Genomic DNA, 23,338 nt, shown 5'->3' with positions numbered 1-23,338 from the left:
GTCACCGGCCTCTTCGCAGCACAAGGCTGCTCCTACAACGGCCACACAGGACGGCCAGCTACAATCCCCAGACATTCGCAAAGGAAGCCCGACCATGCGCGCCCTGTTGTTCAGCAGCCAGCACTACGACCAGGAAAGCTTCACCCAGGCCGCTGCCGGCACTGCCCTGGAGTTGCACTTCCAGCCCGCCCGCCTGACCTTGGACACCGCGCCCCTCGCCAGCGGTTACGAAGTCGTCTGCGCTTTCATCAACGATGAGCTGGACGCCCAAGTGCTGGCGCGCCTGGCCGCAGGCGGCACGCGCCTGATCGCCCTGCGTTCGGCGGGCTATAACCATGTCGACCTGGCGGCCGCCCAGCGCCTGGGCCTGGCCGTGGTGCGAGTGCCGGCCTATTCGCCACACGCGGTGGCCGAGCACGCCGTGGCGCTGATCCTCGCCCTCAACCGGCGCCTGCACCGGGCTTACAACCGCACCCGCGAAGGTGATTTCACCCTGCATGGCCTGACCGGCTTCGACCTGCACGGCAAGACCGTCGGCGTGGTCGGCACCGGCCAGATCGGCGCTGCGTTCGCCCGCATCATGGCCGGCTTCGGCTGCCAGTTGCTGGCCTACGACCCCTACCCCAACCCAGACCTGCTGGCCCTTGGCGCCCGCTACCTGCCCCTGCCCGAGTTGCTGCGCGAGGCGCGCATCATCAGCCTGCATTGCCCGCTGACCGAGCACACCCGGCACCTGATCAATGCGCAAAGCCTGGCTCAACTGCAACCTGGCGCCATGCTGATCAACACCGGCCGCGGCGCCCTGGTCGACACCCCGGCATTGATCGACGCACTCAAGTGCGGCCAGCTGGGCTACCTGGGCCTGGACGTCTACGAAGAAGAGGCCCAACTGTTTTTCGAGGACCGCTCCGACCAGCCTTTGCAAGACGATGTGCTGGCCCGGCTGCTGACCTTCCCTAACGTGATCATCACCGCCCACCAGGCCTTCCTCACCCGCGAGGCGCTGGACGCCATCGCCGCCACCACGCTGGACAACATCAACCGCTGGATGGCAGGCAAACCCCAGAATCTGGTATCGGGTTAATGCTAGGATACGCGGCATTTCTGGAGGACCCATGGTCGAGCACGATTTCCGCTACACCCTTTTCAACCCGCAACACACCCTGATCGAGTGCCGCGCCCTGGTACCCGGCCGCTATCAGGTGACCGGCAACGGCGGTTCGATGCACAAGGGCGACACGCTGTTGGTGACCCTCAAGGGCAGCAAGGACTTGTCCATGCGACTGACCGTGGAAAGCGTGCGTCACCTGATCAATCCGCGCGGCCAGTGGGTTGCCGTGGCCAGCGGCCCGGTGTTCAGCGAACTGGAAATCCTCACCTGGCAGGTCGAGTGCGACCAGTGCGACGCCGTGCTGGACTTCGAGTTCGCAGTCGATGCCAAGCTGGGCAAAAAAGCCCGCCAGCCGGCGGCCAGCGCCCGTATCGCGGAGCTGGGCTGGGCCAGCCGTGGCGAGAAGCACCTGTGCCCGCGTTGCCAGGAGAGCGCTGAGTGAAAAAGCTGCTGACCGGCGTGCTGATTGCCACCGGCCTGCTCGGCTGCGCCGCGCAACCGTCAAAGCTGCAGCAGGAGCGCAGCTATGTACTGGAGTGGATTGGCGAACGCCCGCTGATCGATTACAGCCACCTTACCCTGACCCTGGCCAGCGATGGCCGCGCCTACGGTAATGGCGGCTGCAACCATTGGTTTGCCCCGTATACGCTGGAAGGCAAGCACCTGAGCTTCGGCAAGGTCGGCAAGACCCGCAAGCTGTGCGCACCGGCGTTGATGGAACAGGAAAAACGCTTCCTGCAGGCGCTGGAGACGGTACAACGCTGGGATGTCTCGCCTGTGGAGCAGATGCGCTTCTGGCCGGCCGAGGGCAAGCCGTTGCGGTTCTGGCCTGAAGAAGATTGAGGGCTGCCGGGGCCGCTCTGCGGCCCTTCGCGGCACAAGGCCGCTCCTACAGGTAACCGCGTACGCTGGGATGACGCGGTCACCTGTAGGAGCGGCCTTGTGCCGCGAAGGGCTGCAAAGCAGCCCCAACAGGCATCATGCGCCCTTCAGGGCCTTGATCTTGGCCTGCAGCCCTTCCAGGGTCTGCTCACCCATCAGTTGTTCACGCACCTTGCCCTTGTCATCGATGATGTAGGTCACCGGCAGCGCCTCGCTGCGGGGCAGCTCGTAACGCTCGGCCGGGTCCTGCGCCAGCACGGTAAAGCCGATGCCCAAGGTGTCCGCCGCCTGCTTCAGGTCCTGGCCCTGCAAGCCATCGAAGTTCACCCCGACCACCTTGATCCCCTCGGCCGCCCATTGCTTGGCCGCCGCATTCAACTCAGGGATTTCGGTACGGCACGGTCCGCACCATTCGGCCCAATAGTTGAGCACTACCCAGTGCCCCTCGATCTGCTCGGCCTTTACCGTATTGCCGTGTTGGTCCACGCCGTAGTCGGCACCGCAACCACCGAGCAACAGGCCCGCGGTGATGGCCAGTACTGCTGCCAAACGCCTTGCCATGGGTCAATCCTTCTCGAAGTTTCAAGCAAATGGTTCAGTCGCTGCGGTTAGAATAGCCGCCACACCCAGCTGGATGCGACCCGACATGACTGACCTGACGCTCTATCATAACCCGCGCTGCTCGAAATCCCGCGGCGCGCTGGAACTGCTCGAAGCACGCGGCCTGGCGCCGACCATCGTGCGCTACCTCGAAACCCCGCCAGACACCGCCACCCTGACGGCCCTGCTCGGCAAGCTGGGCATCGCCCCGCGCCAGCTGCTGCGCACCGGCGAAGACGAATACAAAGACCTGAACCTGGCCAACCCGGCCCTGACCGACGCGCAATTGATCGACGCCATGGCCCAACACCCCAAGCTGATCGAGCGGCCGATTCTGGTGGCCGGCGATAAAGCCGTGATTGGCCGCCCACCCGAGAAGGTGCTGGAGATCCTGCCGTGAGCCAGCCCTTCATCCTGGTTTTGTATTACAGCCGCCATGGCGCCACCAGCGAAATGGCCCGGCACATTGCCCGCGGTGTCGAGATGGCCGGTATGGAGGCGCGCCTGCGCACCGTGCCGGCGATTTCCACTGAGTGCGAAGCTGTGGCCCCGGACATCCCGGCCAGCGGCGCGCTGTACGCCACCCTCGACGACCTGCGCCATTGCGCCGGCCTGGTGCTGGGCAGCCCGACCCGCTTCGGCAACATGGCCGCGCCCCTCAAGTACTTCCTCGACGGCACCAGCAGCCTGTGGCTGGGTGGCGAACTGGTGGGCAAGCCCGCCGGAGTGTTCACCTCCACCGCCAGCCTGCATGGTGGCCAGGAAACCACCCTGCTGTCGATGATGCTGCCGCTGATGCACCACGGCATGCTGGTGATGGGCCTGCCCTACAGCGAATCGGCCTTGCTCGAAACCCGCGGCGGCGGCACACCGTATGGCGCCAGCCACCACGCCGGCGCCGATGGCAAGCGCGAGCTCGACCCACACGAAATCACCCTGTGCCGTGCCCTCGGCCAACGCCTGGCGAGCACCGCCAAGGCCCTGGAGGCCGCGCGTGGCTAAAAAGCCCAAGGTGTTGCCGCCGCTGCAATGGCTGGCACCGCGCCTGCGCCTGACGCGGGCACTGAGCCTGGCGTTTTTCTTTGGCCTGATCGCGTTGCTGGTGGTGAACAACCTGTGGTTCGCCAACCTGCACGGGGCGCGCGTCGAAGTGATTCTGGCGATCGAACTGGTGCCGCTGCTGTTGCTGCTGCCGGGCATGCTGAAGGGCAGCGCCCGGGCGCATGCCTGGACCTGCTTTGTGGTGAATATCTATTTCATCAAGGGCGTGCTGGCGGCGTTCGACCCGGCACGGGCGCTGTTTGGCTGGGTCGAGGTGGTGGTAAGCCTGGGGTTGTTCATCAGCGGGCTGCTGTTTGTGCGCTGGAAGTTCCAGCATGAGCGGCGCATGGCGGGCGAAGGGAGTTGATTCAGGGGGCTGCTTTGCAGCCCCTTCGCGGGACAAGCCCGCTCCCACAGAGACCGCGTCGCCCCGACAATCTCAGTGGTTGACGGTATGCGCCAGCATCACCGAAAGCTGGCACAGGGGTCGCCCACTCTCGGCATGCCACTGGTTGAACGCCTGCTGCACCAACGCCAGGTCACGCTGGCTGGTCGGCTGTTTGTCGATCACTTTTTGCGCAATCAACGCTGCCGCCATATCCTCGGTCGGGATAAACGTGTCCTTGCCGACCATGCGCAAGAACCGCGGTGCCGATAGGCCACCCAGCTGGTTGCCATGCTTGGCCAGGTACTTCCACAGGCCGACGATATCGGTCACCGGCCAATCGGCGATGAACGCACCGAAACTGCCCTTTTCCTTCGCCACATCCAGCACCATCTGCGCGTTGCGCGGCACGCTCTTGAGCTTGCCCAAGTGGCGGATGATGCGCTCGTCCTGCATCAACCGCTCCAAGTGCTCGGCGCTCATCAGCACCACTTTCTCCGGGTCGAAACCGAAGAACACCTGCTCGAACGCCGGCCATTTGGCATCCACCAGGCTGTGCTTGAGCCCGGCGCGGAACACACGCAGGGCCAGGGTCGACAGGTAGCGGTCGTCGCTGATGTCGCGCAGTTGCGCAGGCGTGCGTGGCTGCGGCAGAAAGGCCTCGAGGGCCTGGGCCGAGCCGAAGCGGTTCAGGCAGTACTCATGCAGCCACTGATAATCGCGCATGGGGTCAGATGTTCAGCACATCGAGGAAACGCGGCGTGGCGTTTTCGTCGATCTTCAGGCTGGTGAAGTCGAACAGGTTGCGGTCTGCCAACTGCGACGGCGCGACGTTCTGCAGCGCGCGGAAGATGCTTTCGGTGCGGCCCGGGTGCTTGCGCTCCCACTCCACCAGCATGTCCTTGACCACCTGGCGCTGCAGGTTCTCTTGCGAGCCACACAGGTTGCACGGGATGATCGGGAATTCACGCATGTCCGAGTAGGCCTGGATATCCTTCTCGCTGCAGTAGGCCAGCGGGCGAATTACCACGTTACGGCCATCGTCAGCACGCAGCTTGGGCGGCATGCCCTTGAGCGAGCCGTTGAAGAACATGTTGAGGAAGAACGTCTCGACGATGTCGTCGCGGTGGTGCCCCAGGGCCATCTTGGTCGCGCCGATTTCGTCGGCGAAGGTGTACAGGGTGCCACGGCGCAGGCGCGAGCACAGCGAGCAGGTGGTCTTGCCCTCGGGCACCAGTTCCTTGACCACCGAGTAGGTGTCTTTCTCGACGATGTGGTACTCGACCCCCAGCTCCTTGAGGTAGGCCGGCAGCACGTGCTCGGGGAAGCCCGGCTGCTTCTGGTCCATGTTCACCGCCACGATCTCGAACTTGATCGGTGCCACCTTCTGCAGGTGCAACAGAACGTCGAGCATGGTGTAGCTGTCCTTGCCGCCGGACAGGCAGACCATGACCTTGTCGCCATCCTCGATCATGTTGAAGTCGGTGATGGCTTCGCCGGCGAGACGACGCAGGCGTTTTTGCAGTTTGTTCTGGTTGACCGAGAGGGTGCCCATAGCGCTTGGATCCGCGAGGTGTGACAAAAGCCGGCTATTTTACGCACAAACTACGCGGCGCTGTAGGCATTCCGATAAAGACTTCGTTGTAATCAACAGCACGCCTGACAGCGCAATTTGCTCTAAAAAGCACGGTTTGTGCCGGTAACCGCTTCCTATACTGCGACATAAGGCCACATTACCGCTTGCATCGGTGTTCGGGCCTCGGGCCGCTTGCGCTCCATCTGGGGGGCGTTTGGCAACATTGAGAGGAGTGATCGGCATGATTCATCACGTTGTGGGGCTGTTTACCCATCCCGATCAGGAGTGGCGGGAGATTCGTGGCGAAGAAGAAACCATCAGCCACATGTACCTGACGCACACCTTGATCCTGGCGGCGATCCCTGCCGTTTCCGCATTCATCGGTACTACCCAGGTGGGCTGGGTGATTGGCGACCGGCCGGCAGTGATGCTGACCATGGAAAGCGCAATCTGGATGAGCATCATGTCCTACCTGGCGATGCTCGCCGGGGTGGCGGTGATGGGCGCGTTCATCCACTGGATGGCCCGCACCTACGATGCCAACCCCTCCATGGCGCAGTGCATTGCCTTTGCCACCTACACCGCCACCCCGTTGTTCCTTGGCGGCCTGGCAGCCCTTTACCCGCATCTGTGGCTGGGCATGCTGATCGGCACTGCGGCCATTTGTTATACCGTGTACCTGCTGTATGTCGGCTTGCCGACGTTCATGAACATTCCGTCCGATGAAGGCTTCCTGTTTTCCAGCTCGGTGCTGGCGGTGGGCCTTGTGGTGCTGGTAGCGATCATGGCCGCTACCGTGATCATCTGGGGACTGGGCGTGGGGCCCGTCTATACCAACTAGCGCGATAACTACACAGAACCAACACTGGGGCATCAAGTCAGAGGCCGCCGCAAGGCGGCTTCTGGCTGTGTGCTGACCGGTGGCTCGGCAAGCCGCCAGGGCTTGCGGCATAATGCCTGGTCAGGAGAATTACCCCGCCATGCCCGAGCTGCTCAAACAACGCGTCGAAACCTGTTACCAGCAAGCCGAAACCTTCTTCAAACGCCCCTTCCCGCGCCCGGAAATCAGCTTCAAGCTGCGCGGCCAGAAGGCCGGCGTCGCTCACCTGCACGAGAACCTGCTGCGCTTCAACCTGCAGTTGTACCGCGAAAACCAAGAGGACTTCCTGCGCCAGACCGTGGCCCACGAGGTGGCGCACCTGGTGGCTCACCAACTGTTTGGCGAGCGCATCCAGGCCCATGGCGAGGAATGGCAATTGATCATGCGCGGGGTGTATGAATTGCCGCCCAACCGCTGCCATAACTACGCAGTGCAACGGCGGGTGGTCACGCGCTACATCTACCGCTGCCCCTGCCCGCAGAGCGACTTTCCGTTTACTGCGCAGCGGCACAAGCTGGTGCGCCAGGGGCGGCGCTACCTGTGCAGGCGGTGTCGGGCGATATTGGAATACAGCGGCGAGACGCGTGTCGAATAGGCCAGACAGGCCAAGGGGGCCGCTGCGCGGCCCATCGCAGGCAAGCCAGCTCCTACAGGTATGTGCGATCCTGTAGGAGCTGGCTTGCCTGCGATGGGCTGCGCAGCAGCCCCAATTCCAGCTGATGAAGCTTAACGGCGGGTTACTTCTCGACGAAGGCGCGCTCGATCAGGTAGTCACCCGGCTCGCGCATGCGGGCAGAGACTTTCAGGCCGAAGCTGTCGAGCACTTCGCTGGTTTCGTCCAGCATGCTTGGGCTACCGCAGATCATCGCACGGTCATCCTGCGGGTTGATCGGCGGCAGGCCGATGTCGCTGAACAGCTTGCCGCTGCGCATCAGGTCGGTCAGGCGGCCCTGGTTCTCGAACGGCTCGCGGGTCACGGTCGGGTAGTAGATCAGCTTGTCACGCACCGACTCACCGAAGAACTCGTTCTGCGGCAGGTGCTCAGTGATGAACTCGCGATAGGCCACTTCGTTCACGTAACGCACGCCGTGAACCAGGATCACCTTTTCGAAGCGCTCGTAGGTTTCCGGGTCCTGGATGACGCTCATGAACGGCGCCAGGCCAGTGCCGGTGCTCAGCAGGTACAGGTGCTTGCCCGGGTTCAGGTCGTCGAGGACCAGGGTGCCGGTAGGCTTCTTGCTGATGATGATCTCGTCGCCTTCCTTCAGGTGCTGCAACTGGGAAGTCAGCGGGCCGTCCGGCACCTTGATGCTGAAGAATTCCAGGTGCTCTTCCCAGTTCGGCGAGGCGATGGAATAGGCGCGCATGAGCGGGCGGCCGCTTTCCTGCTGCAGGCCGATCATCACGAACTGACCGTTCTCGAAGCGCAGGCCCGGATCACGGGTGCACTTGAAGCTGAACAGGGTGTCGTTCCAGTGGTGCACACTGAGGACACGTTCGTGGTTCATGTTGCTCATCGATGGGGCTCCTGAAGAAAGACGCAGCGCGCGCAAGACGCGCAGTTGCGCGATAGTTTAGGGGCAGCGACAATATCTGTTAACTGAATTATCAAGATATGTGTTATCGGTTATATAGATATGCGATTCACTCTCCGTCAGCTTCAGGTGTTCGTCGCCGTAGCCCAGCATCAAAGCGTCTCGCGGGCCGCTGGCCTGCTTGCGCTCTCGCAGTCGGCCGCCAGCACGTCCATCACCGAACTCGAGCGCCAATCCAGCTGCCAGCTGTTCGATCGCGCCGGTAAACGCCTGAGCCTGAACGCCCTGGGCCATCAGCTGCTGCCACAGGCTGTCGCCCTGCTCGACCAGGCCAAGGAAATCGAAGACCTGCTCAACGGCAAGTCCGCCTTCGGCTCGCTGGCGGTGGGCGCCACGCTGACCATCGGTAACTACCTGGCGACCCTGCTGATCGGCAGCTTCATGCAGGTGCACCCGGAAAGCCAGGTCAAGCTGCATGTGCAGAACACTGCGCATATTGTGCAACAGGTCGCCCATTACGAAATTGATCTGGGTCTGATCGAAGGTGATTGCAACCACCCGGACCTGGAGGTTCAGCCTTGGGTCGAAGACGAGCTGGTCGTGTTCTGCGCGCCCCAGCACCCACTGGCAACGCTGGGCAGCGCGAACATTCAGACGTTGTCGCAGGAGGCCTGGATCCTTCGCGAGCAAGGCTCCGGCACGCGCCTGACCTTTGACCAAGCCATGCGCCACCACCGCGCCAACCTCAACATTCGCCTGGAGCTCGAACACACCGAGGCCATCAAGCGTGCAGTGGAATCTGGCCTGGGCATCGGCTGCATTTCGCGCCTGGCCCTGCGCGATGCCTTCCGCCGCGGCAGCCTGGTACCGGTCGAAACCCCGGAGCTGGACCTGATGCGTCAGTTCTATTTCATTTGGCACAAGCAGAAGTACCAGACCTCGGCCATGCGCGAGTTTCTGGAGCTATGCCGCAACTTCACCGCGGGCTTCACCCGCAGTGATGAGATCGTCTTGCCGCCTATTGCCTAGAGCAGAATCACGCCCCAGACCAGCGCAACCATGGTAAGCGCCACCAACTGCGCGGCGCTGCCCATGTCCTTGGCGTTTTTCGACAAGGGGTGACGCTCAAGCGAAATACGGTCGATGGCAGCCTCTACCGCCGAGTTGAACAGCTCGACGATCAAGCCCAGCAGGCACACCGCGATCATGATCGCCCGCTCCGCGCGGCTGACCGGCAGCCAGAAGGCGGTCGGGATCAGCAGCACATTGAGCAGTACCAGTTGACGGAACGCGGCCTCGCCCTTGAAGGCGGCGCGCAAGCCGTCCAGCGAATAGCCGGCGGCGTTGAAGATACGTTTGAGGCCGGTCTGGCCTTTGAATGGCGACATGTGCGTCACTTCACCGATGAAAGGCCGGCAGACTAGTCCAGCTGGGGTCAAAAAAGCGTGAAGAAGCAGCCAGTTAGTGGCTTGCAACCGATTCAAGTTGTTGCAGAAGCAAGGCCGCCTGGGTGCGGGTGCGCACGCCCAGCTTGCGGAAAATCGCCGTCACGTGGGCCTTGATGGTGGCCTCCGAGACACTCAGCTCATAGGCGATCTGCTTGTTCAGCAAGCCTTCGCAGACCATGGTCAGCACGCGGAACTGCTGCGGCGTGAGGCTGGCCAGCCCTTCGCTGGCCGCTTTGGCTTCAGCCGAAACGTCGACTTTCTCGAAGGCTTGCGGCGGCCACCAGACCTCACCGTCCAATACCTTGCGCACGGCGTCCTGAATCACTTCCAGCGGGCTGGATTTGGGAATGAAACCACTGGCACCAAACTCGCGAGACTTGACCACGACGGCGGCCTCTTCCTGCGCCGACACCATGACCACGGGGATCTGCGGGTATTGCCCACGCAGCAGGACCAGCCCGGAGAACCCGTAGGCGCCCGGCATGTTCAGGTCCAGCAGGACCAGATCCCAGTCGGCTTTTTCGCTCAGTCGGGTTTCCAGTTCGGCAATGCTCGCCACTTCAACCAGGCGTACATCGGCGCCAAGGCCGAGGGTAACAGCCTGGCGCAGGGCGCCACGAAACAGTGGGTGGTCATCGGCAATCAGGATTTCGTAAGTGGCCATCGATCTAAGGATCCTGTTCTGTGCCAGGCGCTGCGGGGTAGTAAGGGCGCTTGGCGGAAAGGCACGGCGAAGTCCGGGGTAACGGCACCTTCGGCGTGCCCGAATCGGCGCCAAGGATGCCGAGCACGGTCGGGGTGGTCAAGCCAATTGCCCTGCCGCACTCGCCCACCCTGGCTGCCAGCCCCGACATTATGAACCAAACCGGCCCGACTGCCCCTTGGACTATAGGAAGGTATGCAAACGCTGATGCGCGTCGTCCTGTTCATCCAGCGGCAAATGCCGCTTGGCGCTCAGGTAGTGCAGGCTGAACACGTCCAGGTAAGCGTCCAGGGCCTGGGAGGCGCGCTGGTCGCCGGCCAGCTCCAGGCACATGGCCGCCACTTCCGCCGTGCAGAAGTGATCGTCACGTTTGGAACGGCGCAGGCGGTAGCGCGACATCTGCTCGGCCTCCAGGCTCAACACCGGGAAGCGGTCCAGGTAGGGGCTCTTGCGGAACATCTTGCGCGCCTCGGTCCAGGTGGCGTCGAGCAGGATGAACAACGGCCGCTTGCCGGGTTCGCGCACCACCTCGTTGACCACCCGCTCCTGGGCAACGAACTCGCCAGGGAAGACGATATAGGGCTGCCAGTGGGGCTGTTCGAGCAGCGCCAGCAGGTTGTCGTCCACCGCAGTACGCTGCCAGCCGAAAGCCGAGGTGTCCTCGACCAGGTCGGCGATCAGCCAACCGGTGTTGGTCGGTTTCAGTGGCTCGGTGTCGTGCATCAGCAGGCACACGCCCGACTCCGCCGGCACCCGGGGCTTCCAGGCGCACAGGCAATGGCTGGCAATGACCCGGCAATGCGGGCAACGGACGGCCCGTGAACCACGGGCAATGAACGGCTTGTTGCTGCGGGCCAGGCGTTCGGCGCGCAAGCGCGCTACCGCGTGGCTCATGCTGGCAGGCCTTTGAACAGGTTGAAAATGCACACTGCGACGGCTCGGATACACAAAACGCAAGTCTACCAGAGCAGGCGTCATTTGCCGTGCAGCGGGACGGGCTGGCCCCTTATAATCGACACTTTGGCGAGCCTGACGCGCGCAAAAGCGCGCATCAGGGAACGCCACCTGCCGGCGCATGTCAAACCGCCAGTCATTGAACCAGGAGAGATACATGCTGCGTCTTATCGTCCCGACCCTGAGCCTTTTGCTCACCCTGCCCCTGGCGGCCCAGGCGGCGTCCAAACAGGACTACGACCTGAACAAGATGCTGCAGAAGGTCGCTACGGAAAGCAGCGTCGGCACCCCGCGCGCCATCAACGAAGACATCCTCGACCAGGGTTATACCGTCGAAGGCAAGGCGCTGGTCAACCACCTGAGCGTGCGCCAGAGCCACGCCGAGCGCATGCAGGCAAACCCCGAGCAAGTGCGCAGCCAGTTGGGCGACAGCGTCTGCCGTAACAGCGGCTTCCGCAACTTGATGTCCAAGGGCGCCGTCATGGTCTATCGCTTCACGGTCTACAAGACCAACCAGCCAGTCATGGACCAGGCATTTGACGCCGCCAGCTGCGTCGCTGGCAGCAAGAAGAAGTAAACCTAGACCACGGGGTGGTCATCAGGGGCGCGCCACTGCTCCTCCTCGGCATCGGCGCGCAACTCTGCCAGAAGCGCTTGCAGGTAGCGTGACTGGCACTCCAGCCCCGAAAGCCTGCGACGGCACTCTGCCTCAAGGCTCAGGTGATGCACCTGAGCTGCATGTTCCAGCTGCTGATACAACTGCCGGTCCACTTCGATGGTCAAGCGATGCATACCGCCACCTCCTGCATCGATACGATTCGCTTTCCCAGTTAATCAAACCCTCACCCCCATAGGCTGCGCGCCGACGAGCGGCGTTCGCCATCACTTCGGCACGATCAGGCGCAACGGTCTAGATTGATAGCGAGAGCGCCAAAAACGCCCAGATGGATTTTTGCCACTGCACCATGGCCTTGAAGGCCTACTGCAACGCTCGGGATACACACTCGAGCCTGAGCAGCCAGCGACGCACGCAGTGTCGCGGCCGGGACACACCATCGACCCGGTCAGAGGTTTTGCTGCAGAAGGAGACGTTGAATGCCTTACCAACCCAACGAGCTGTTGTTCAATCACTTCAGGGACAACAACATCGACCTGAGCAAGATTGACGAACAGCTGCAACTGGTTGCACCAAACAGCCCCAACTTGCCGCTGTACCGGGACATGATGCTGACCATCCTGCGCATGGCCCACGACGACACGGATCGCTGGAGCGCCAAGATCACCCTGCAGGCGCTGCGCGAGCTTGATCATTCATTCCGCGCCCTGGAGCGCTACAAGGGCCGTCGCAAGGTCACGGTGTTCGGCTCGGCCCGAACCCCGCTGGAACACCCGATGTACGCCTTGGCCCGTGAGCTGGGCGCCACCCTGGCACGCTCCGACCTGATGGTCATCACCGGCGCTGGCGGCGGCATCATGGCGGCGGCGCATGAAGGGGCCGGCAGCGATCACAGCCTGGGCTTCAACATCACCCTGCCGTTTGAACAGCATGCCAACCCCACGGTGGACGGCACCGACAAACTGCTGCCGTTCCACTTCTTCTTCATTCGCAAGTTGTTCTTCGTCAAGGAGGCTGATGGGCTAGTGCTCTGCCCTGGCGGCTTCGGCACGCTGGATGAAGCACTCGAAGTGCTCACGCTGATACAGACCGGCAAGAGCCCGCTGGTGCCGGTGGTGTTGCTTGACTCACCCGGGGGCACCTTCTGGCGCGACTGCCTCGATTTCATCAGCCGTCAGCTCGAAGAAAACCGCTACATCCTGCCCAGCGACCTCAAGCTGGTGCGCCTGGTGCACAGCGCCGATGAGGCGGTGGAGGAAATCAACCAGTTCTACAGCAACTACCACTCCAGCCGCTGGCTGAAAAACCAATTCGTGATCCGCATGCATCACCCGCTCAGCGAGGCGGCGCTGTACGACATCCAGGAGGGCTTCGCCGATTTGCGCCTGAGCGGCAAATACCACCAGCACGCCGACAGCGGCGCGGAACACGAGGTGGGTAATTTCAGCCATCTGACCCGATTGTCGTTCGCCTTCAACGGCCGCGACCAGGGCCGCCTGCGCGAACTGGTGGACTTTATCAACCTGCCAGAGAACTGGGCCAAGCCTCAGCCTATGCACACGACTCAGCGGGCCAGGGAGGCGTTGAAGGTTAGTTGAGCGTCGGACCAACCTTGTGGGAGCTAGCTTTCCAGCGATCACCGGCGAAGCCGGCTCTCACACCGTTTTAGTAGTCGTCGAGATCCCGACCACTGAGCAGGCGGCCGATCATTTCCAGGGAGAACCCACGGTAGGCAAGGAATCGGGTTTGCTGGGCCCGGCTGCGGGGGTCATGCGGGCGTTGCCCGGCAAACTTGCGTTGCCAGACATCCATCAAACGCTGTGCCCAATCCACACCGCTTTCCCGTAACGCCTGATCGATATCGCCACGGTCCAGGCCACGCTGGCCCAGTTCTTCGCGTATACGCGCAGGGCCATAGCCGGAATTGGAGCGGTACCTGATGAAGCTTTCGAGGTAGCGGGCTTCGCTGAGCAACCCTTCTTCGGCGAGCCGATCGAGCTCAGGCTCGATCATCTCATCCAGAGCGCCTCGCTGACGCAGTTTGCGCGTCAGCTCGACGCGACCATGCTCACGTCGCGCGAGCAGGTCCATGGCTGTCCGCCGAATGGCGACGGGGGTGTCGAGTACGGCGGACATAGTCGCTATCTACAACAGTGATCAATAACCGGCGTCGGCATCAGCCACGTCGTCGGCACTGGCTTCGGCAGCGGCAGCCTTGCCCGCTTCGGCGGCAGCACCGGCTTTGAGCAGCTTCTCGCGGATCTGCTTCTCGATCTCGGCACCAATGGCCGGGTTCTCAGCCAGGTACTTGGCGGCGTTGGCTTTGCCTTGGCCAATCTTGTTGCCCTGGTAGGCGTACCAGGCACCGGACTTCTCCACCAGCCCCTGAGAAACACCCAGGTCGATGATTTCGCCGTTGCGGTAGATACCCTTGCCGTAGAGGATCTGGAACTCGGCCTGACGGAACGGCGGCGAGACCTTGTTCTTGACGATCTTGACGCGGGTTTCGCTGCCGACCACTTCGTCGCCTTCCTTGACCGCGCCGGTACGGCGGATGTCCAGGCGCACAGAGGCGTAGAACTTCAGGGCGTTACCGCCAGTGGTGGTTTCCGGGCTGCCGAACATCACGCCGATCTTCATACGGATCTGGTTGATGAAGATGACCAGGCAGTTGGCGTTCTTGATGTTACCGGTGATCTTGCGCAGCGCTTGGGACATCAGACGAGCCTGCAGGCCCACGTGCATGTCACCCATCTCGCCTTCGATCTCGGCCTTGGGCACCAGGGCTGCCACGGAGTCGACGATGATCACGTCGACCGCGTTGGAGCGCACCAGCATGTCGGTGATTTCCAGCGCCTGCTCACCGGTGTCTGGCTGCGACACCAGCAGGTCGTCGACATTGACGCCCAGCTTGCCGGCGTATTCCGGGTCAAGGGCATGCTCGGCGTCGACGAAGGCGCAGGTGGCGCCATTCTTCTGGGCTTCGGCGATGACCGACAGGGTCAGCGTGGTTTTACCCGAGGACTCCGGGCCGTAGATTTCGACGATACGGCCTTTTGGCAGGCCGCCAATGCCGAGGGCGATGTCCAGGCCCAGGGAACCGGTGGAGATAGCCGGGATGCCGGTGCGCTCGTGGTCGCCCATGCGCATGACTGCGCCTTTGCCGAATTGGCGTTCGATCTGACCCAGGGCCGCAGCCAAGGCGCGTTTCTTGTTGTCGTCCATTGAAACCCTCACGTGTTCGACTTGGCCCTGATGGCCGGAATACCTGTATAAGTAGCCAGTATTATTCCACAGCGAAGCGCGCGCGCAAACCCCTGTCGTCGATTTACTCGGCACCAAGCTGTAACAAGCCGTCTAACGCGGCGATCACCGTTTGTCGGCGCACCGCATCACGGTCGCCGTCGAACTGGCGGCGCTCGCTGAAGACACGGCTGCCATCGGCCCAGGCCAGCCACACGGTACCCACCGGTTTTGCCGGCGAGCCACCGTCCGGCCCGGCCACACCGCTCACCGCCACCGCAAAGCGCGCGCCGCTGGCCGCCTGCGCGCCGCGGGCCATGGCTTCGACCACCTCCTGGCTGACCGCCCCCACCTGGCCGAACAGTGCCGCGGGCACCCCCAGCTGGCGGGTCTTCTGGGCATTGGAGTAGGTCACGTACCCGGCCTCGAACCAGGCCGAACTGCCGGGGATGCGGGTAATGGCCTCGGCGATGCCACCGCCCGTGCAGGATTCGGCGGTGGTCACCTGGGCATTGAAGCGGCGCAGGTGCTCGCCCAGGCGGGCGGAAAGTGCGGTGATCGGGTCCATGTCAGGCTCCTTGAAGACTGCGCACTACCCTACCACCCCATGCGCGGCGCGGCTTCAGGAAACCTTCAGGCTATCGCGGGCAATGGCGCTGAACGCACGCTCGTCGCGCCGCCCAAGACGCGGTAGGCCGGCTGGCCAGCCCTGGTTCCAGTCCAGGCCACGCAAATGGCGCATGTCCTCAATCGCCGAACGCCACCAGACCACCTTGCAGGCGCGCTGGTAATCGTCGCTGCCGATGACACTGCCATATAAAAGCTTGCGGCCGACACCCCGCAGCTCTGGGGGCACGCGCGTAAGGCTCCACTTGACCGAAAGGCGGTTGAGCCAGGATGGCACCGGGCGATGCGCAGGCACCTTCAAGGCCAGGCCAGGCATCTTCGGCGTAAAGCGCTCGCCGTGGCGGGCGAAGAAAATCTCCAGAATGGCGTGGATGTACTGCTTCATCGCAAAGTAGTGGCTGATCACACCACGCGCCTGGTTGATCTGCGCGCCCTGCAACTCGAACGAAAAGGCGATCTGCTCGATGGTGTGCAACTCACGGGCGTAAGGCGTCCACGCATCGATGCGCTGGATGGCACGTTCGGCAATGCCGGCATTCTCACGGGTGAAGCCCAGGACACCGCTGTTGCACAGCCGCAGGTCGTCGCTCGGCACTGCGCCCGCACGCGCAAGCCCTGCGCTGAAGCCGAGGTAGTCCTCACGGTGCGACGCCTCGGCCCAGCTCATCTCGACCTCGTCTACCAGGTACTGCCCGGCATCCACCTGGCCAAACAGCTTCAGCGGTGACTGCAGGAACACCGTGTCGGTGTCGATGAACACTGTCTTGTCCGCCCACTGCCCAGCTTGCGCAATGGCGCAGGCCTTGCGCCGATGGGTGTAGCCGCCCTCCCCGGTCCAGGCCTGCAGGGTCGCGTCATCCAGCGCGATCACCTCTACCGGCCAACCGGCGAATGCCTGCGGCTGGTCGGTCAACACACGAATCACCGGCAGCTCCGCCGGCTTGCAGCGCGCCAGGGCGGTGAGGATGCTGAGCTTGGCTTCCAGCTGGTAAATCCGCCGATCACCGTACAGGAGGTAGATCAGTTGCTGCTTTACATAAGGGATACGGCTGGACAGGTTCATCACTACGTCACGGCTAGGGGCATTCAAAAGGCCGCGCATTCTAGTGCAGTCAAAGACGAAGCTCCATGATGGCCCGCCGAACTGCGCGCACATGCCCCACTGCGGCCGCCTGCATCTGGATGAAAAAGCCTGTACCATTGCCGGTTTTACCATCGCCAACCAGATCACCCGCTGTAAGGCCCTGAATGTCAGATCTCTCCGCACACACCCCGATGATGCAGCAGTACTGGAAGCTGAAAAACCAGCACCCGGACCAGCTGATGTTCTACCGCATGGGCGATTTCTACGAGATCTTCTACGAAGATGCGAAGAAAGCCGCAAAACTGCTGGATATCACCCTGACCGCGCGCGGCCAGTCGGCCGGCCAGTCCATCCCCATGTGCGGCATTCCGTTCCATTCGCTGGAAGGCTACCTGGCCAAACTGGTCAAGCTCGGCGAATCGGTGGTGATCTGCGAACAGATTGGCGACCCGGCAACCAGCAAGGGCCCGGTAGAGCGCCAGGTGGTGCGCATCATCACCCCCGGCACGGTCAGCGACGAAGCACTGCTCGACGAGCGCCGCGACAACCTGATTGCCGCGCTGCTGGGCGATGAACGCCTGTTTGGCCTGGCGGTGCTGGACATCACCAGTGGCAACTTCGGCGTGCAAGAGATCAAAGGCTGGGAAAACCTGCTGGCCGAGCTCGACCGCCTCAACCCGGTCGAACTGCTGATCCCCGACGACTGGCCACGCGACCTGCCGGCCGAAAAACGCCCTGGTGCGCGCCGCCGCGCCCCGTGGGACTTCGACCGCGATTCGGCGCGCAAGGCCCTGTGCCAGCAATTCGCGACCAAGGACCTCAAAGGCTTTGGCTGCGACAAGCTGACCCTGGCCATCGGCGCCGCCGGTTGCCTGCTGACCTACGCCAAGGAAACCCAGCGCACCGCCCTGCCGCACCTGCGCAGCCTGCGCCACGAGCGCCTGGACGACACGGTCATCCTGGATGGCGCCAGCCGCCGCAACCTGGAGCTGGACGTCAACCTGGCGGGCGGGCGCGACAATACCCTGCAGTCGGTGATCGACCGCTGCCAGACCGCCATGGCCAGCCGCTTGCTGACCCGCTGGCTGAACCGCCCACTGCGTGACCTCAAGGTCCTGCAGGCGCGCCAGGATTCGATCCGTTGCCTGCTCGACGGCTACCGTTTCGAAAAACTGCAGCCGCAGCTCAAGGAAATTGGCGATATCGAGCGGATCCTCGCCCGTATCGGCCTGCGCAATGCCCGCCCACGCGACCTCGCACGCCTGCGTGATGCCCTCGGCGCCCTGCCCGAGCTGCAAAACGCCATGGCCGAGCTGGAAGCCCCGCACCTGGCGCGCCTGGCCGCCATTACCGGCACTTACCCAGAGCTGGCCAGCCTGCTGGAGCGGGCGATCATCGACAACCCGCCCGCGGTAATCCGTGATGGCGGCGTGCTCAAGGCCGGCTACGACAACGAGCTGGACGAGTTGCTCGCGATCAGCGAGAACGCTGGCCAGTTCCTGATCGACCTGGAAGCCCGTGAAAAAGCCCGTACAGGCCTGGCCAATCTCAAGGTCGGCTACAACCGCGTGCATGGCTACTTCATCGAGCTGCCGACCAAGCAGGCCGAACAAGCCCCGGGCGACTACATTCGCCGCCAGACCCTCAAGGGTGCGGAGCGCTTCATCACCCCAGAGCTCAAGGCGTTCGAGGACAAGGCACTGTCGGCCAAGAGCCGCGCCCTGGCCCGCGAGAAGATGCTTTACGATGCCCTGCTCGAAACCCTGATCAGCCACTTGGCACCGCTGCAAGACAGCGCCGCCGCCCTGGCCGAACTGGACGTGCTGAGCAACCTCGCCGAGCGTGCCCTGAACCTCGACCTGAACTGCCCTCGCTTCGTCGACGAGCCGTGCTTGCGCATCGACCAGGGCCGTCACCCGGTGGTCGAGCAGGTGCTGACCACGCCGTTCGTGGCCAACGACCTGAACCTGGACAACAGCACCCGCATGCTGATCATTACCGGCCCGAACATGGGCGGTAAATCTACCTACATGCGCCAGACCGCCTTGATCGTGCTGATGGCGCACATCGGCAGTTTCGTGCCGGCAGCCCAGTGCGAGCTGTCGCTGGTCGACCGCATCTTCACCCGCATCGGCTCCAGTGACGACCTGGCCGGCGGGCGCTCGACCTTCATGGTCGAGATGAGTGAAACCGCCAACATTCTGCACAACGCCACCGACCGCAGCCTGGTGCTGATGGACGAAGTCGGCCGCGGCACCAGCACCTTCGATGGCCTGTCGCTGGCCTGGGCCGCCGCCGAGCGCCTGGCCCAGTTGCGTGCTTACACGCTGTTCGCCACGCACTACTTCGAGCTCACTGTACTGCCGGAAAACGAGCCGTTGGTGGCCAACGTGCACCTGAACGCCACCGAGCACAACGAGCGCATCGTCTTCCTGCACCATGTGCTGCCAGGCCCTGCCAGCCAAAGCTACGGCCTGGCCGTGGCCCAACTGGCCGGCGTGCCCACACCGGTCATTCAGCGCGCCCGCGAGCACCTGGGCCGCCTGGAAACCGCGAGCCTGCCGCACGAGCAGCCGTTGGGCAAGCAGGCCAAGGATGAGCCACACGTCCCGCACCAGAGCGATCTGTTCGCCAGCCTGCCACACCCGGCCATCGAGAAGCTGGGCAAGCTGGACCTGGACGACATGACCCCGCGCCAAGCTATCGAAATGCTATATCAACTAAAGAACCTGTTATAACGGCGCCCACTACAAGCTGGTAGAATCCGCCGCGGTTTGCTGGTGCTGCAGGTTATTAGCCTGGCCTGCAGCCACATACCCGTAAACCGCGCGGCCCCGAGAGGAAGGGCCGCCGCCGTCGCCTGAGGAGAGAACTAGAAATGACCTTCGTCGTCACCGACAACTGCATCAAATGCAAATACACCGACTGCGTGGAAGTCTGTCCGGTGGACTGCTTCTACGAAGGCCCGAACTTCCTGGTCATCCACCCGGACGAGTGCATCGACTGCGCACTGTGCGAGCCGGAATGCCCAGCGCAAGCCATCTTCTCGGAAGACGAAGTGCCATCGGGCATGGAAAACTTCATCGAGCTGAACGCCGAACTGGCGGAAATCTGGCCAAACATCACCGAGCGTAAGGAAGCCCTGCCGGACGCTGAAGCGTGGGATGGCAAGACTGGCAAGATTGCAGATCTGGAGCGCTGATAGCGCGCGGATACGAAAAAGGCCCATCCGGGCCTTTTTTCATTTTCAGCAGGCAAAAAAAAGGGGCGGTATGACCCGCCCACATTTTTTTCCGTAGTCCCTGATTGTCCCAAACATCATCCTGATGAAATCGCTTCTTGCGATGTCCTTGGCCTTCTCCCTGAAAGCCTGTGCATGTCCGTGTGCACAGTTCGAATACTAGCGACTTCAGCGGGCGAGACAACCGAGGCACCTCTCAAGATATTACCGCGGACACTTTTCCTCACATCCAAATAATCCATGATTTTCAGTAACTTAGGATTACGGCAGAGCTGAAAACGACAATGATTTACTGTTGGTTGCATAGATAGCTTACAAAACAAGTAAGCGATCTCTTACACCCGATGTTACTGGGGTGGCGCGGTACACAAATGCTGGATGGCAAATCTGGCTTCTGACCTGCGCATCCCCCTGTAGGAGCAGCCTTGTGCTGCGAAGAGGCCGGTGACCCCACCGCGAATTTGCACTGTTGCCACCGGCCTCTTCGCAGCACAAGGCTGCTCCTACAGGGAGGCGCGTTATTCTGCGCTGCACCGCGCACACAAAAACGCCCCGAGGCTATCGGGGCGTCTTATGCTGGCGAACAGCTTGTTACTGGAACAACGACTCGCTAGACAGGCCATTCTTCTCGAGGATCTCGCGCAAGCGCTTGAGCCCCTCTACCTGGATCTGCCGTACACGCTCACGCGTCAGGCCGATCTCCAGGCCAACATCTTCCAGGGTGCTGCTCTCATGCCCACGCAGGCCAAAGCGGCGCACCACCACCTCACGCTGCTTGTCGGTCAGCTCACCCAGCCACTGATCGATGCTCTGCGACAGGTCGTCGTCCTGCAGCAGCTCACACGGGTCGGTTGGGCGGTCATCGGTAAGGGTATCGAGCAGGGTCTTGTCCGAGTCCGGCCCGAGCGAAACATCCACCGAAGACACCCGCTCGTTCAGCCCCAGCATCCGCTTGACCTCAGCGACAGGCTTCTCCAGCAGGGTGGCGATTTCTTCTGGCGAGGGCTCGTGATCAAGCTTCTGGGTCAGCTCCCGCGCAGCGCGCAGGTAGACGTTGAGCTCCTTGACCACGTGGATCGGCAGGCGAATGGTACGGGTCTGGTTCATGATCGCCCGTTCGATGGTCTGGCGAATCCACCAGGTCGCATAGGTCGAGAACCGGAAACCACGTTCCGGGTCGAATTTCTCGACCGCACGGATCAACCCCAGGTTGCCCTCCTCGATCAGGTCGAGCAACGACAGGCCACGATTCACGTAACGACGGGCAATTTTCACAACCAGGCGCAGGTTGCTTTCGATCATGCGCTTGCGGCCGGCGGGGTCGCCTTTTTGCGACAGGCGCGCAAAATGCACTTCCTCTTCTGGCGACAGCAGAGGCGAGAATCCAATCTCATTGAGGTACAACTGAGTAGCATCAAGTGCCCGAGTGTAATCGATGTACTTGTGCTGCTTGAGCGAAGAGCCGGTCTTGGCCCTTGTCCGAACCGAAGATACAGCAGGTTCGTCTGACACCACATCCGTTTCCAAAACGATGCCCGTCTCCATCAGGAGGACGTCATCGTCGATGTCAAACTCCGGCGCTTCTTTATTGAGAGCCATTGTTATAGTCCTTTGCTGAGTTCGAACTCAGACTCGAGCGGCACCTGTATCCCTGGCAGCGCTGGAGCCTGTCCCCTCTACATCAGAGGAACAGGCCAGGTACAACAATCAACGACGTGGCAGGAACTGGAGCGGATCGACGGGTTTGCCCTGGCGGCGAATCTCGAAATGCAGCTTCACCCGATCAGTGCCCGTGGACCCCATTTCAGCAATCGACTGCCCAGCCTTGACCTGCTGCCCCTCCCGAACCAACAGCCTGCGGTTGTGACCGTAGGCACTGACGTAGGTATCGCTGTGCTTGATGATGATCAGCTCGCCGTAGCCCCGCAAGCCACTCCCGGCGTAGACCACTGCACCATCAGACGCAGCAAAAACAGGCTGTCCCAAATCACCGGCGATATCAATGCCTTTATTCAAACTACCGTTTGAAGCAAATTTTCCAATTAGCACGCCGTTGGCCGGCCAGGTCCAACCGCCTACCGCGCGCTCTGCGGCCGGCACGGTGGCGACCACTGGTGCACTGGTTGTCGGGGCCGTCGTAGCCGGCTTGGTGCTACCGCTCGGGGCGGTGCTGGTGCTACCAACGGGGCGACGAATGACCGTGGTTTTGCTCGAGGACGAAGGGTTGGATACCACCGTGGTGCTACCCGTGGCGCCGCTGCTGAAGCGAATCGGCTGGCCAGGGCGAATGGTGTAAGGCGCCGGGATGCCGTTGCGGGCGGCCAGCTCCTTGTAGTCCCAGCCGTAACGGAAGGCGATGGAGAACAACGTATCGCCCGGCTTGACGATGTACTGACCGGAGGTCACCGTCGGCCGCTTGGGCGCTGCATTGTTACGGTCGACCACCCGCGCGCTTGTCGAGCTGGTGCTGGAACAACCCGCCAGCAAGGTGCCCATGGCCAGTGCAATCACCAGAAGCTTGAAACCCGCCCATTCCTTGCGCTGCCGAATGACTGTGTGACCCACCCGCGCTCCCCTCATGGTGCCGAATACCGAAATAACGATAAGAAATGCAATATTGTTGCAATTATAACCGAGCCCACCTGTATTGGGTGGACGGCTGCAAAGGCCACTCGTGCTATAGCAGATCACCCCGCCAGATAGACAGGGCAATGGCGCAAGAATTCGTCGCTGGCGTAAATATTCCGTGGTTCAGGCCAGCGGGCCATTGAGCAATGGCACGAAGCGCACGGCGCCTAGCACACGCCGGGAGAACCCATGCTCCTCACGCACGATCAGCATCAACTGCTGTGTTTCGCCTGCCGGGCCCACCGGAATCACCATGCGCCCCCCCGGCGCCAGTTGATCGAGCAGTGCCTGTGGCACCTCGGGCGCCACGGCGGTGACGATGATGCCGTTGTAGGGTGCCAGCGCCTGCCAGCCCTCGCAACCATCGCCCCAGCGGAACACCACGTTACGCAGGTTCAGCTCTACCAGGCGCTCCTTGGCGCGATCCTGCAGCACCTTGATGCGCTCCACCGAGAACACCCGCTCCACGAGCTGGGCAAGTATCGCCGTCTGGTAGCCGGAGCCCGTGCCGATCTCCAGCACCTTGTCGAGCGGCCCGGCCTCAAGCAGCAGCTCGCTCATGTGCGCAACCATGAACGGCTGCGAGATGGTCTGGTTGTGGCCGATCGGCAGCGCCGTGTCTTCATAGGCGCGATGCGCCAGGGCCTCGTCGACGAACAGGTGGCGCGGGGTGCGGCGGATCGCGTCGAGCACCTTGGGGTTCGCCACGCCTTCTTCGCACAGGCGCTGGATCAGCCGCTCCCGGGTCCGTTGGGAGGTCATGCCGATACCCCGGCGCAACATA

The 23,338-nt window shown here is 62.5% G+C and carries 28 protein-coding genes; 13 read left to right on the top strand and 15 right to left on the bottom strand.

The window, feature by feature from the left end; all coding sequences use genetic code 11:
- Positions 1-94: 94 nt before the first annotated feature.
- From ACMCNM_RS08335 to ACMCNM_RS08325, 3 genes are read left to right on the top strand one after another with little or no spacing between them, the layout of a single operon-like run.
- Positions 95-1,084, top strand: a complete 990-nt coding sequence (locus ACMCNM_RS08335; RefSeq protein WP_186702966.1) for a 2-hydroxyacid dehydrogenase — start codon at positions 95-97, stop codon at positions 1,082-1,084.
- A 31-nt stretch (positions 1,085-1,115) separates the two neighbouring features.
- Entirely contained in the window at positions 1,116-1,553 is a 438-nt protein-coding gene (locus ACMCNM_RS08330; protein ID WP_027595843.1) for a hypothetical protein, read from the top strand.
- Positions 1,550-1,954, top strand: a complete 405-nt coding sequence (locus ACMCNM_RS08325; protein ID WP_412764198.1) for an META domain-containing protein — start codon at positions 1,550-1,552, stop codon at positions 1,952-1,954. The genes ACMCNM_RS08330 and ACMCNM_RS08325 overlap by 4 nt, the downstream gene beginning before the upstream one ends.
- A gap of 135 nt (positions 1,955-2,089) precedes the next feature.
- On the opposite strand, the gene ACMCNM_RS08320 is transcribed toward ACMCNM_RS08325, so the two are convergent.
- Complete coding sequence (locus ACMCNM_RS08320) at positions 2,090-2,554, bottom strand: TlpA disulfide reductase family protein (protein ID WP_027595841.1); 465 nt, start codon at positions 2,552-2,554, stop codon at positions 2,090-2,092.
- A gap of 85 nt (positions 2,555-2,639) precedes the next feature.
- On the opposite strand from ACMCNM_RS08320, the gene arsC reads away from it, so the two are divergent.
- From arsC to ACMCNM_RS08305, 3 genes are read left to right on the top strand one after another with little or no spacing between them, the layout of a single operon-like run.
- Positions 2,640-2,993, top strand: a complete 354-nt coding sequence (arsC, locus tag ACMCNM_RS08315) for an arsenate reductase (glutaredoxin) (RefSeq protein WP_027595840.1) — start codon at positions 2,640-2,642, stop codon at positions 2,991-2,993.
- The gene (gene wrbA / locus ACMCNM_RS08310; RefSeq protein ID WP_027595839.1) at positions 2,990-3,595 is read left to right on the top strand and encodes an NAD(P)H:quinone oxidoreductase; all 606 of its coding nucleotides are present in this window, start codon (positions 2,990-2,992) and stop codon (positions 3,593-3,595) included. Before arsC ends, wrbA begins: the two co-directional genes overlap by 4 nt.
- The gene (locus ACMCNM_RS08305; protein WP_412764197.1) at positions 3,588-4,001 is read left to right on the top strand and encodes a DUF2069 domain-containing protein; all 414 of its coding nucleotides are present in this window, start codon (positions 3,588-3,590) and stop codon (positions 3,999-4,001) included. Before wrbA ends, ACMCNM_RS08305 begins: the two co-directional genes overlap by 8 nt.
- 72 nt (positions 4,002-4,073) lie before the next feature.
- On the opposite strand, the gene ACMCNM_RS08300 is transcribed toward ACMCNM_RS08305, so the two are convergent.
- Together ACMCNM_RS08300 and ttcA are read right to left on the bottom strand one after the other, a co-directional pair.
- Entirely contained in the window at positions 4,074-4,745 is a 672-nt protein-coding gene (locus ACMCNM_RS08300; RefSeq protein WP_099428499.1) for a DNA-3-methyladenine glycosylase I, read from the bottom strand.
- 4 nt (positions 4,746-4,749) lie between these two features.
- Positions 4,750-5,574 (bottom strand): tRNA 2-thiocytidine(32) synthetase TtcA, encoded by an 825-nt coding sequence (gene ttcA / locus ACMCNM_RS08295; RefSeq protein ID WP_027595836.1) that lies wholly within the window; start codon positions 5,572-5,574, stop codon positions 4,750-4,752.
- Between the two features lie 262 nt (positions 5,575-5,836).
- Between ttcA and ACMCNM_RS08290 the strand changes: the two genes are divergently transcribed.
- Complete coding sequence (locus tag ACMCNM_RS08290) at positions 5,837-6,436, top strand: Yip1 family protein (RefSeq protein WP_027595835.1); 600 nt, start codon at positions 5,837-5,839, stop codon at positions 6,434-6,436.
- 139 nt (positions 6,437-6,575) lie between these two features.
- Positions 6,576-7,070 (top strand): SprT family zinc-dependent metalloprotease, encoded by a 495-nt coding sequence (locus tag ACMCNM_RS08285; protein ID WP_027595834.1) that lies wholly within the window; start codon positions 6,576-6,578, stop codon positions 7,068-7,070.
- Positions 7,071-7,212: 142 nt separating this feature from the next.
- Here the strand turns inward: ACMCNM_RS08285 and fpr are convergent, their stop codons facing one another.
- The gene (gene fpr / locus ACMCNM_RS08280; protein ID WP_016501130.1) at positions 7,213-7,992 is read right to left on the bottom strand and encodes a ferredoxin-NADP reductase; all 780 of its coding nucleotides are present in this window, start codon (positions 7,990-7,992) and stop codon (positions 7,213-7,215) included.
- 120 nt (positions 7,993-8,112) lie between these two features.
- Between fpr and finR the strand changes: the two genes are divergently transcribed.
- The gene (gene finR, locus ACMCNM_RS08275; RefSeq protein ID WP_027595833.1) at positions 8,113-9,039 is read left to right on the top strand and encodes a LysR family transcriptional regulator FinR; all 927 of its coding nucleotides are present in this window, start codon (positions 8,113-8,115) and stop codon (positions 9,037-9,039) included.
- Here finR and ACMCNM_RS08270 read toward each other — a convergent pair.
- The 3 genes from ACMCNM_RS08270 to ACMCNM_RS08260 form a co-directional block, all read right to left on the bottom strand.
- Positions 9,036-9,398 (bottom strand): diacylglycerol kinase, encoded by a 363-nt coding sequence (locus ACMCNM_RS08270; RefSeq protein ID WP_027595832.1) that lies wholly within the window; start codon positions 9,396-9,398, stop codon positions 9,036-9,038. The two genes, finR and ACMCNM_RS08270, sit on opposite strands and share 4 nt — an antisense overlap.
- Positions 9,399-9,471: 73 nt before the next feature.
- Complete coding sequence (gene erdR, locus ACMCNM_RS08265; RefSeq protein WP_027595831.1) at positions 9,472-10,122, bottom strand: response regulator transcription factor ErdR; 651 nt, start codon at positions 10,120-10,122, stop codon at positions 9,472-9,474.
- A 222-nt stretch (positions 10,123-10,344) separates the two neighbouring features.
- A complete protein-coding gene (locus tag ACMCNM_RS08260) occupies positions 10,345-11,055 on the bottom strand; it encodes a tRNA-uridine aminocarboxypropyltransferase (protein ID WP_186676075.1) in 711 nt (236 codons plus the stop codon).
- Positions 11,056-11,272: 217 nt separating this feature from the next.
- Here ACMCNM_RS08260 and ACMCNM_RS08255 point away from each other — a divergent pair, with 217 nt between their 5' ends.
- Positions 11,273-11,692, top strand: coding sequence for a quorum-sensing-regulated virulence factor family protein (locus ACMCNM_RS08255; protein ID WP_027595829.1), 420 nt, complete (start codon positions 11,273-11,275; stop codon positions 11,690-11,692).
- 2 nt (positions 11,693-11,694) lie between these two features.
- Here the strand turns inward: ACMCNM_RS08255 and ACMCNM_RS08250 are convergent, their stop codons facing one another.
- Positions 11,695-11,907, bottom strand: coding sequence for a hypothetical protein (locus ACMCNM_RS08250; RefSeq protein ID WP_085272754.1), 213 nt, complete (start codon positions 11,905-11,907; stop codon positions 11,695-11,697).
- Between the two features lie 303 nt (positions 11,908-12,210).
- Between ACMCNM_RS08250 and ACMCNM_RS08245 the strand changes: the two genes are divergently transcribed.
- On the top strand, positions 12,211-13,329 hold the full coding sequence (locus ACMCNM_RS08245; protein WP_085272753.1) for an LOG family protein: 1,119 nt from the start codon (positions 12,211-12,213) through the stop codon (positions 13,327-13,329).
- 67 nt (positions 13,330-13,396) lie between these two features.
- Here ACMCNM_RS08245 and recX read toward each other — a convergent pair whose 3' ends face one another.
- The 4 genes from recX to ACMCNM_RS08225 form a co-directional block, all read right to left on the bottom strand.
- On the bottom strand, positions 13,397-13,867 hold the full coding sequence (gene recX / locus ACMCNM_RS08240) for a recombination regulator RecX (RefSeq protein WP_027595826.1): 471 nt from the start codon (positions 13,865-13,867) through the stop codon (positions 13,397-13,399).
- Between the two features lie 21 nt (positions 13,868-13,888).
- Positions 13,889-14,956, bottom strand: coding sequence for a recombinase RecA (gene recA / locus ACMCNM_RS08235; protein WP_027595825.1), 1,068 nt, complete (start codon positions 14,954-14,956; stop codon positions 13,889-13,891).
- A gap of 103 nt (positions 14,957-15,059) precedes the next feature.
- A complete protein-coding gene (locus tag ACMCNM_RS08230; protein WP_085272752.1) occupies positions 15,060-15,542 on the bottom strand; it encodes a CinA family protein in 483 nt (160 codons plus the stop codon).
- Positions 15,543-15,596: 54 nt separating this feature from the next.
- Entirely contained in the window at positions 15,597-16,664 is a 1,068-nt protein-coding gene (locus ACMCNM_RS08225; protein WP_412764196.1) for a hypothetical protein, read from the bottom strand.
- 185 nt (positions 16,665-16,849) lie between these two features.
- Here ACMCNM_RS08225 and mutS point away from each other — a divergent pair, with 185 nt between their 5' ends.
- Together mutS and fdxA are read left to right on the top strand one after the other, a co-directional pair.
- Positions 16,850-19,423: a DNA mismatch repair protein MutS gene (mutS, locus tag ACMCNM_RS08220; RefSeq protein ID WP_027595822.1), complete on the top strand. Its 2,574-nt coding sequence runs from the start codon at positions 16,850-16,852 to the stop codon at positions 19,421-19,423.
- Positions 19,424-19,563: 140 nt separating this feature from the next.
- A complete protein-coding gene (fdxA, locus tag ACMCNM_RS08215; RefSeq protein WP_412764195.1) occupies positions 19,564-19,887 on the top strand; it encodes a ferredoxin FdxA in 324 nt (107 codons plus the stop codon).
- 630 nt (positions 19,888-20,517) lie between these two features.
- Here fdxA and rpoS read toward each other — a convergent pair.
- The 3 genes from rpoS to ACMCNM_RS08200 all read right to left on the bottom strand — a co-directional run bounded on the left by rpoS (position 20,518) and on the right by ACMCNM_RS08200 (position 23,316).
- Positions 20,518-21,525, bottom strand: coding sequence for an RNA polymerase sigma factor RpoS (rpoS, locus tag ACMCNM_RS08210; protein WP_027595820.1), 1,008 nt, complete (start codon positions 21,523-21,525; stop codon positions 20,518-20,520).
- A gap of 108 nt (positions 21,526-21,633) precedes the next feature.
- A complete protein-coding gene (locus ACMCNM_RS08205) occupies positions 21,634-22,491 on the bottom strand; it encodes a peptidoglycan DD-metalloendopeptidase family protein (RefSeq protein WP_186676047.1) in 858 nt (285 codons plus the stop codon).
- A 186-nt stretch (positions 22,492-22,677) separates the two neighbouring features.
- Positions 22,678-23,316, bottom strand: coding sequence for a protein-L-isoaspartate(D-aspartate) O-methyltransferase (locus ACMCNM_RS08200; protein WP_172960402.1), 639 nt, complete (start codon positions 23,314-23,316; stop codon positions 22,678-22,680).
- Positions 23,317-23,338: the final 22 nt, after the last annotated feature.

Source organism: Pseudomonas sp. NGC7 (assembly GCF_047159675.1).
GTDB classification, from domain to species: domain Bacteria; phylum Pseudomonadota; class Gammaproteobacteria; order Pseudomonadales; family Pseudomonadaceae; genus Aquipseudomonas; species Aquipseudomonas kermanshahensis.
The sequence above is the reverse complement of the archived record's forward strand: the minus strand, read 5'-3'. Positions and strand labels throughout refer to the sequence as shown.

What these genes read in the sequence shown, in the direction of transcription:
- ACMCNM_RS08255 (WP_027595829.1), top strand. Translation starts at nt 11,273, where the DNA reads ATGCTGCGTCTTATCGTCCCGACCCTGAGCCTTTTGCTCACCCTGCCC.
- ACMCNM_RS08290 (WP_027595835.1), top strand. Translation starts at nt 5,837, where the DNA reads ATGATTCATCACGTTGTGGGGCTGTTTACCCATCCCGATCAGGAGTGG.
- ACMCNM_RS08225 (WP_412764196.1), bottom strand. Translation starts at nt 16,664, where the DNA reads ATGAACCTGTCCAGCCGTATCCCTTATGTAAAGCAGCAACTGATCTAC.
- fdxA (WP_412764195.1), top strand. Translation starts at nt 19,564, where the DNA reads ATGACCTTCGTCGTCACCGACAACTGCATCAAATGCAAATACACCGAC.
- ttcA (WP_027595836.1), bottom strand. Translation starts at nt 5,574, where the DNA reads ATGGGCACCCTCTCGGTCAACCAGAACAAACTGCAAAAACGCCTGCGT.
- recX (WP_027595826.1), bottom strand. Translation starts at nt 13,867, where the DNA reads ATGTCCGCCGTACTCGACACCCCCGTCGCCATTCGGCGGACAGCCATG.
- finR (WP_027595833.1), top strand. Translation starts at nt 8,113, where the DNA reads ATGCGATTCACTCTCCGTCAGCTTCAGGTGTTCGTCGCCGTAGCCCAG.
- rpoS (WP_027595820.1), bottom strand. Translation starts at nt 21,525, where the DNA reads ATGGCTCTCAATAAAGAAGCGCCGGAGTTTGACATCGACGATGACGTC.
- ACMCNM_RS08250 (WP_085272754.1), bottom strand. Translation starts at nt 11,907, where the DNA reads ATGCATCGCTTGACCATCGAAGTGGACCGGCAGTTGTATCAGCAGCTG.
- arsC (WP_027595840.1), top strand. Translation starts at nt 2,640, where the DNA reads ATGACTGACCTGACGCTCTATCATAACCCGCGCTGCTCGAAATCCCGC.
- recA (WP_027595825.1), bottom strand. Translation starts at nt 14,956, where the DNA reads ATGGACGACAACAAGAAACGCGCCTTGGCTGCGGCCCTGGGTCAGATC.
- ACMCNM_RS08320 (WP_027595841.1), bottom strand. Translation starts at nt 2,554, where the DNA reads ATGGCAAGGCGTTTGGCAGCAGTACTGGCCATCACCGCGGGCCTGTTG.
- ACMCNM_RS08230 (WP_085272752.1), bottom strand. Translation starts at nt 15,542, where the DNA reads ATGGACCCGATCACCGCACTTTCCGCCCGCCTGGGCGAGCACCTGCGC.
- ACMCNM_RS08285 (WP_027595834.1), top strand. Translation starts at nt 6,576, where the DNA reads ATGCCCGAGCTGCTCAAACAACGCGTCGAAACCTGTTACCAGCAAGCC.
- ACMCNM_RS08300 (WP_099428499.1), bottom strand. Translation starts at nt 4,745, where the DNA reads ATGCGCGATTATCAGTGGCTGCATGAGTACTGCCTGAACCGCTTCGGC.
- erdR (WP_027595831.1), bottom strand. Translation starts at nt 10,122, where the DNA reads ATGGCCACTTACGAAATCCTGATTGCCGATGACCACCCACTGTTTCGT.
- ACMCNM_RS08330 (WP_027595843.1), top strand. Translation starts at nt 1,116, where the DNA reads ATGGTCGAGCACGATTTCCGCTACACCCTTTTCAACCCGCAACACACC.
- ACMCNM_RS08260 (WP_186676075.1), bottom strand. Translation starts at nt 11,055, where the DNA reads ATGAGCCACGCGGTAGCGCGCTTGCGCGCCGAACGCCTGGCCCGCAGC.
- ACMCNM_RS08270 (WP_027595832.1), bottom strand. Translation starts at nt 9,398, where the DNA reads ATGTCGCCATTCAAAGGCCAGACCGGCCTCAAACGTATCTTCAACGCC.
- ACMCNM_RS08245 (WP_085272753.1), top strand. Translation starts at nt 12,211, where the DNA reads ATGCCTTACCAACCCAACGAGCTGTTGTTCAATCACTTCAGGGACAAC.
- fpr (WP_016501130.1), bottom strand. Translation starts at nt 7,992, where the DNA reads ATGAGCAACATGAACCACGAACGTGTCCTCAGTGTGCACCACTGGAAC.
- ACMCNM_RS08200 (WP_172960402.1), bottom strand. Translation starts at nt 23,316, where the DNA reads ATGACCTCCCAACGGACCCGGGAGCGGCTGATCCAGCGCCTGTGCGAA.
- ACMCNM_RS08335 (WP_186702966.1), top strand. Translation starts at nt 95, where the DNA reads ATGCGCGCCCTGTTGTTCAGCAGCCAGCACTACGACCAGGAAAGCTTC.
- mutS (WP_027595822.1), top strand. Translation starts at nt 16,850, where the DNA reads ATGTCAGATCTCTCCGCACACACCCCGATGATGCAGCAGTACTGGAAG.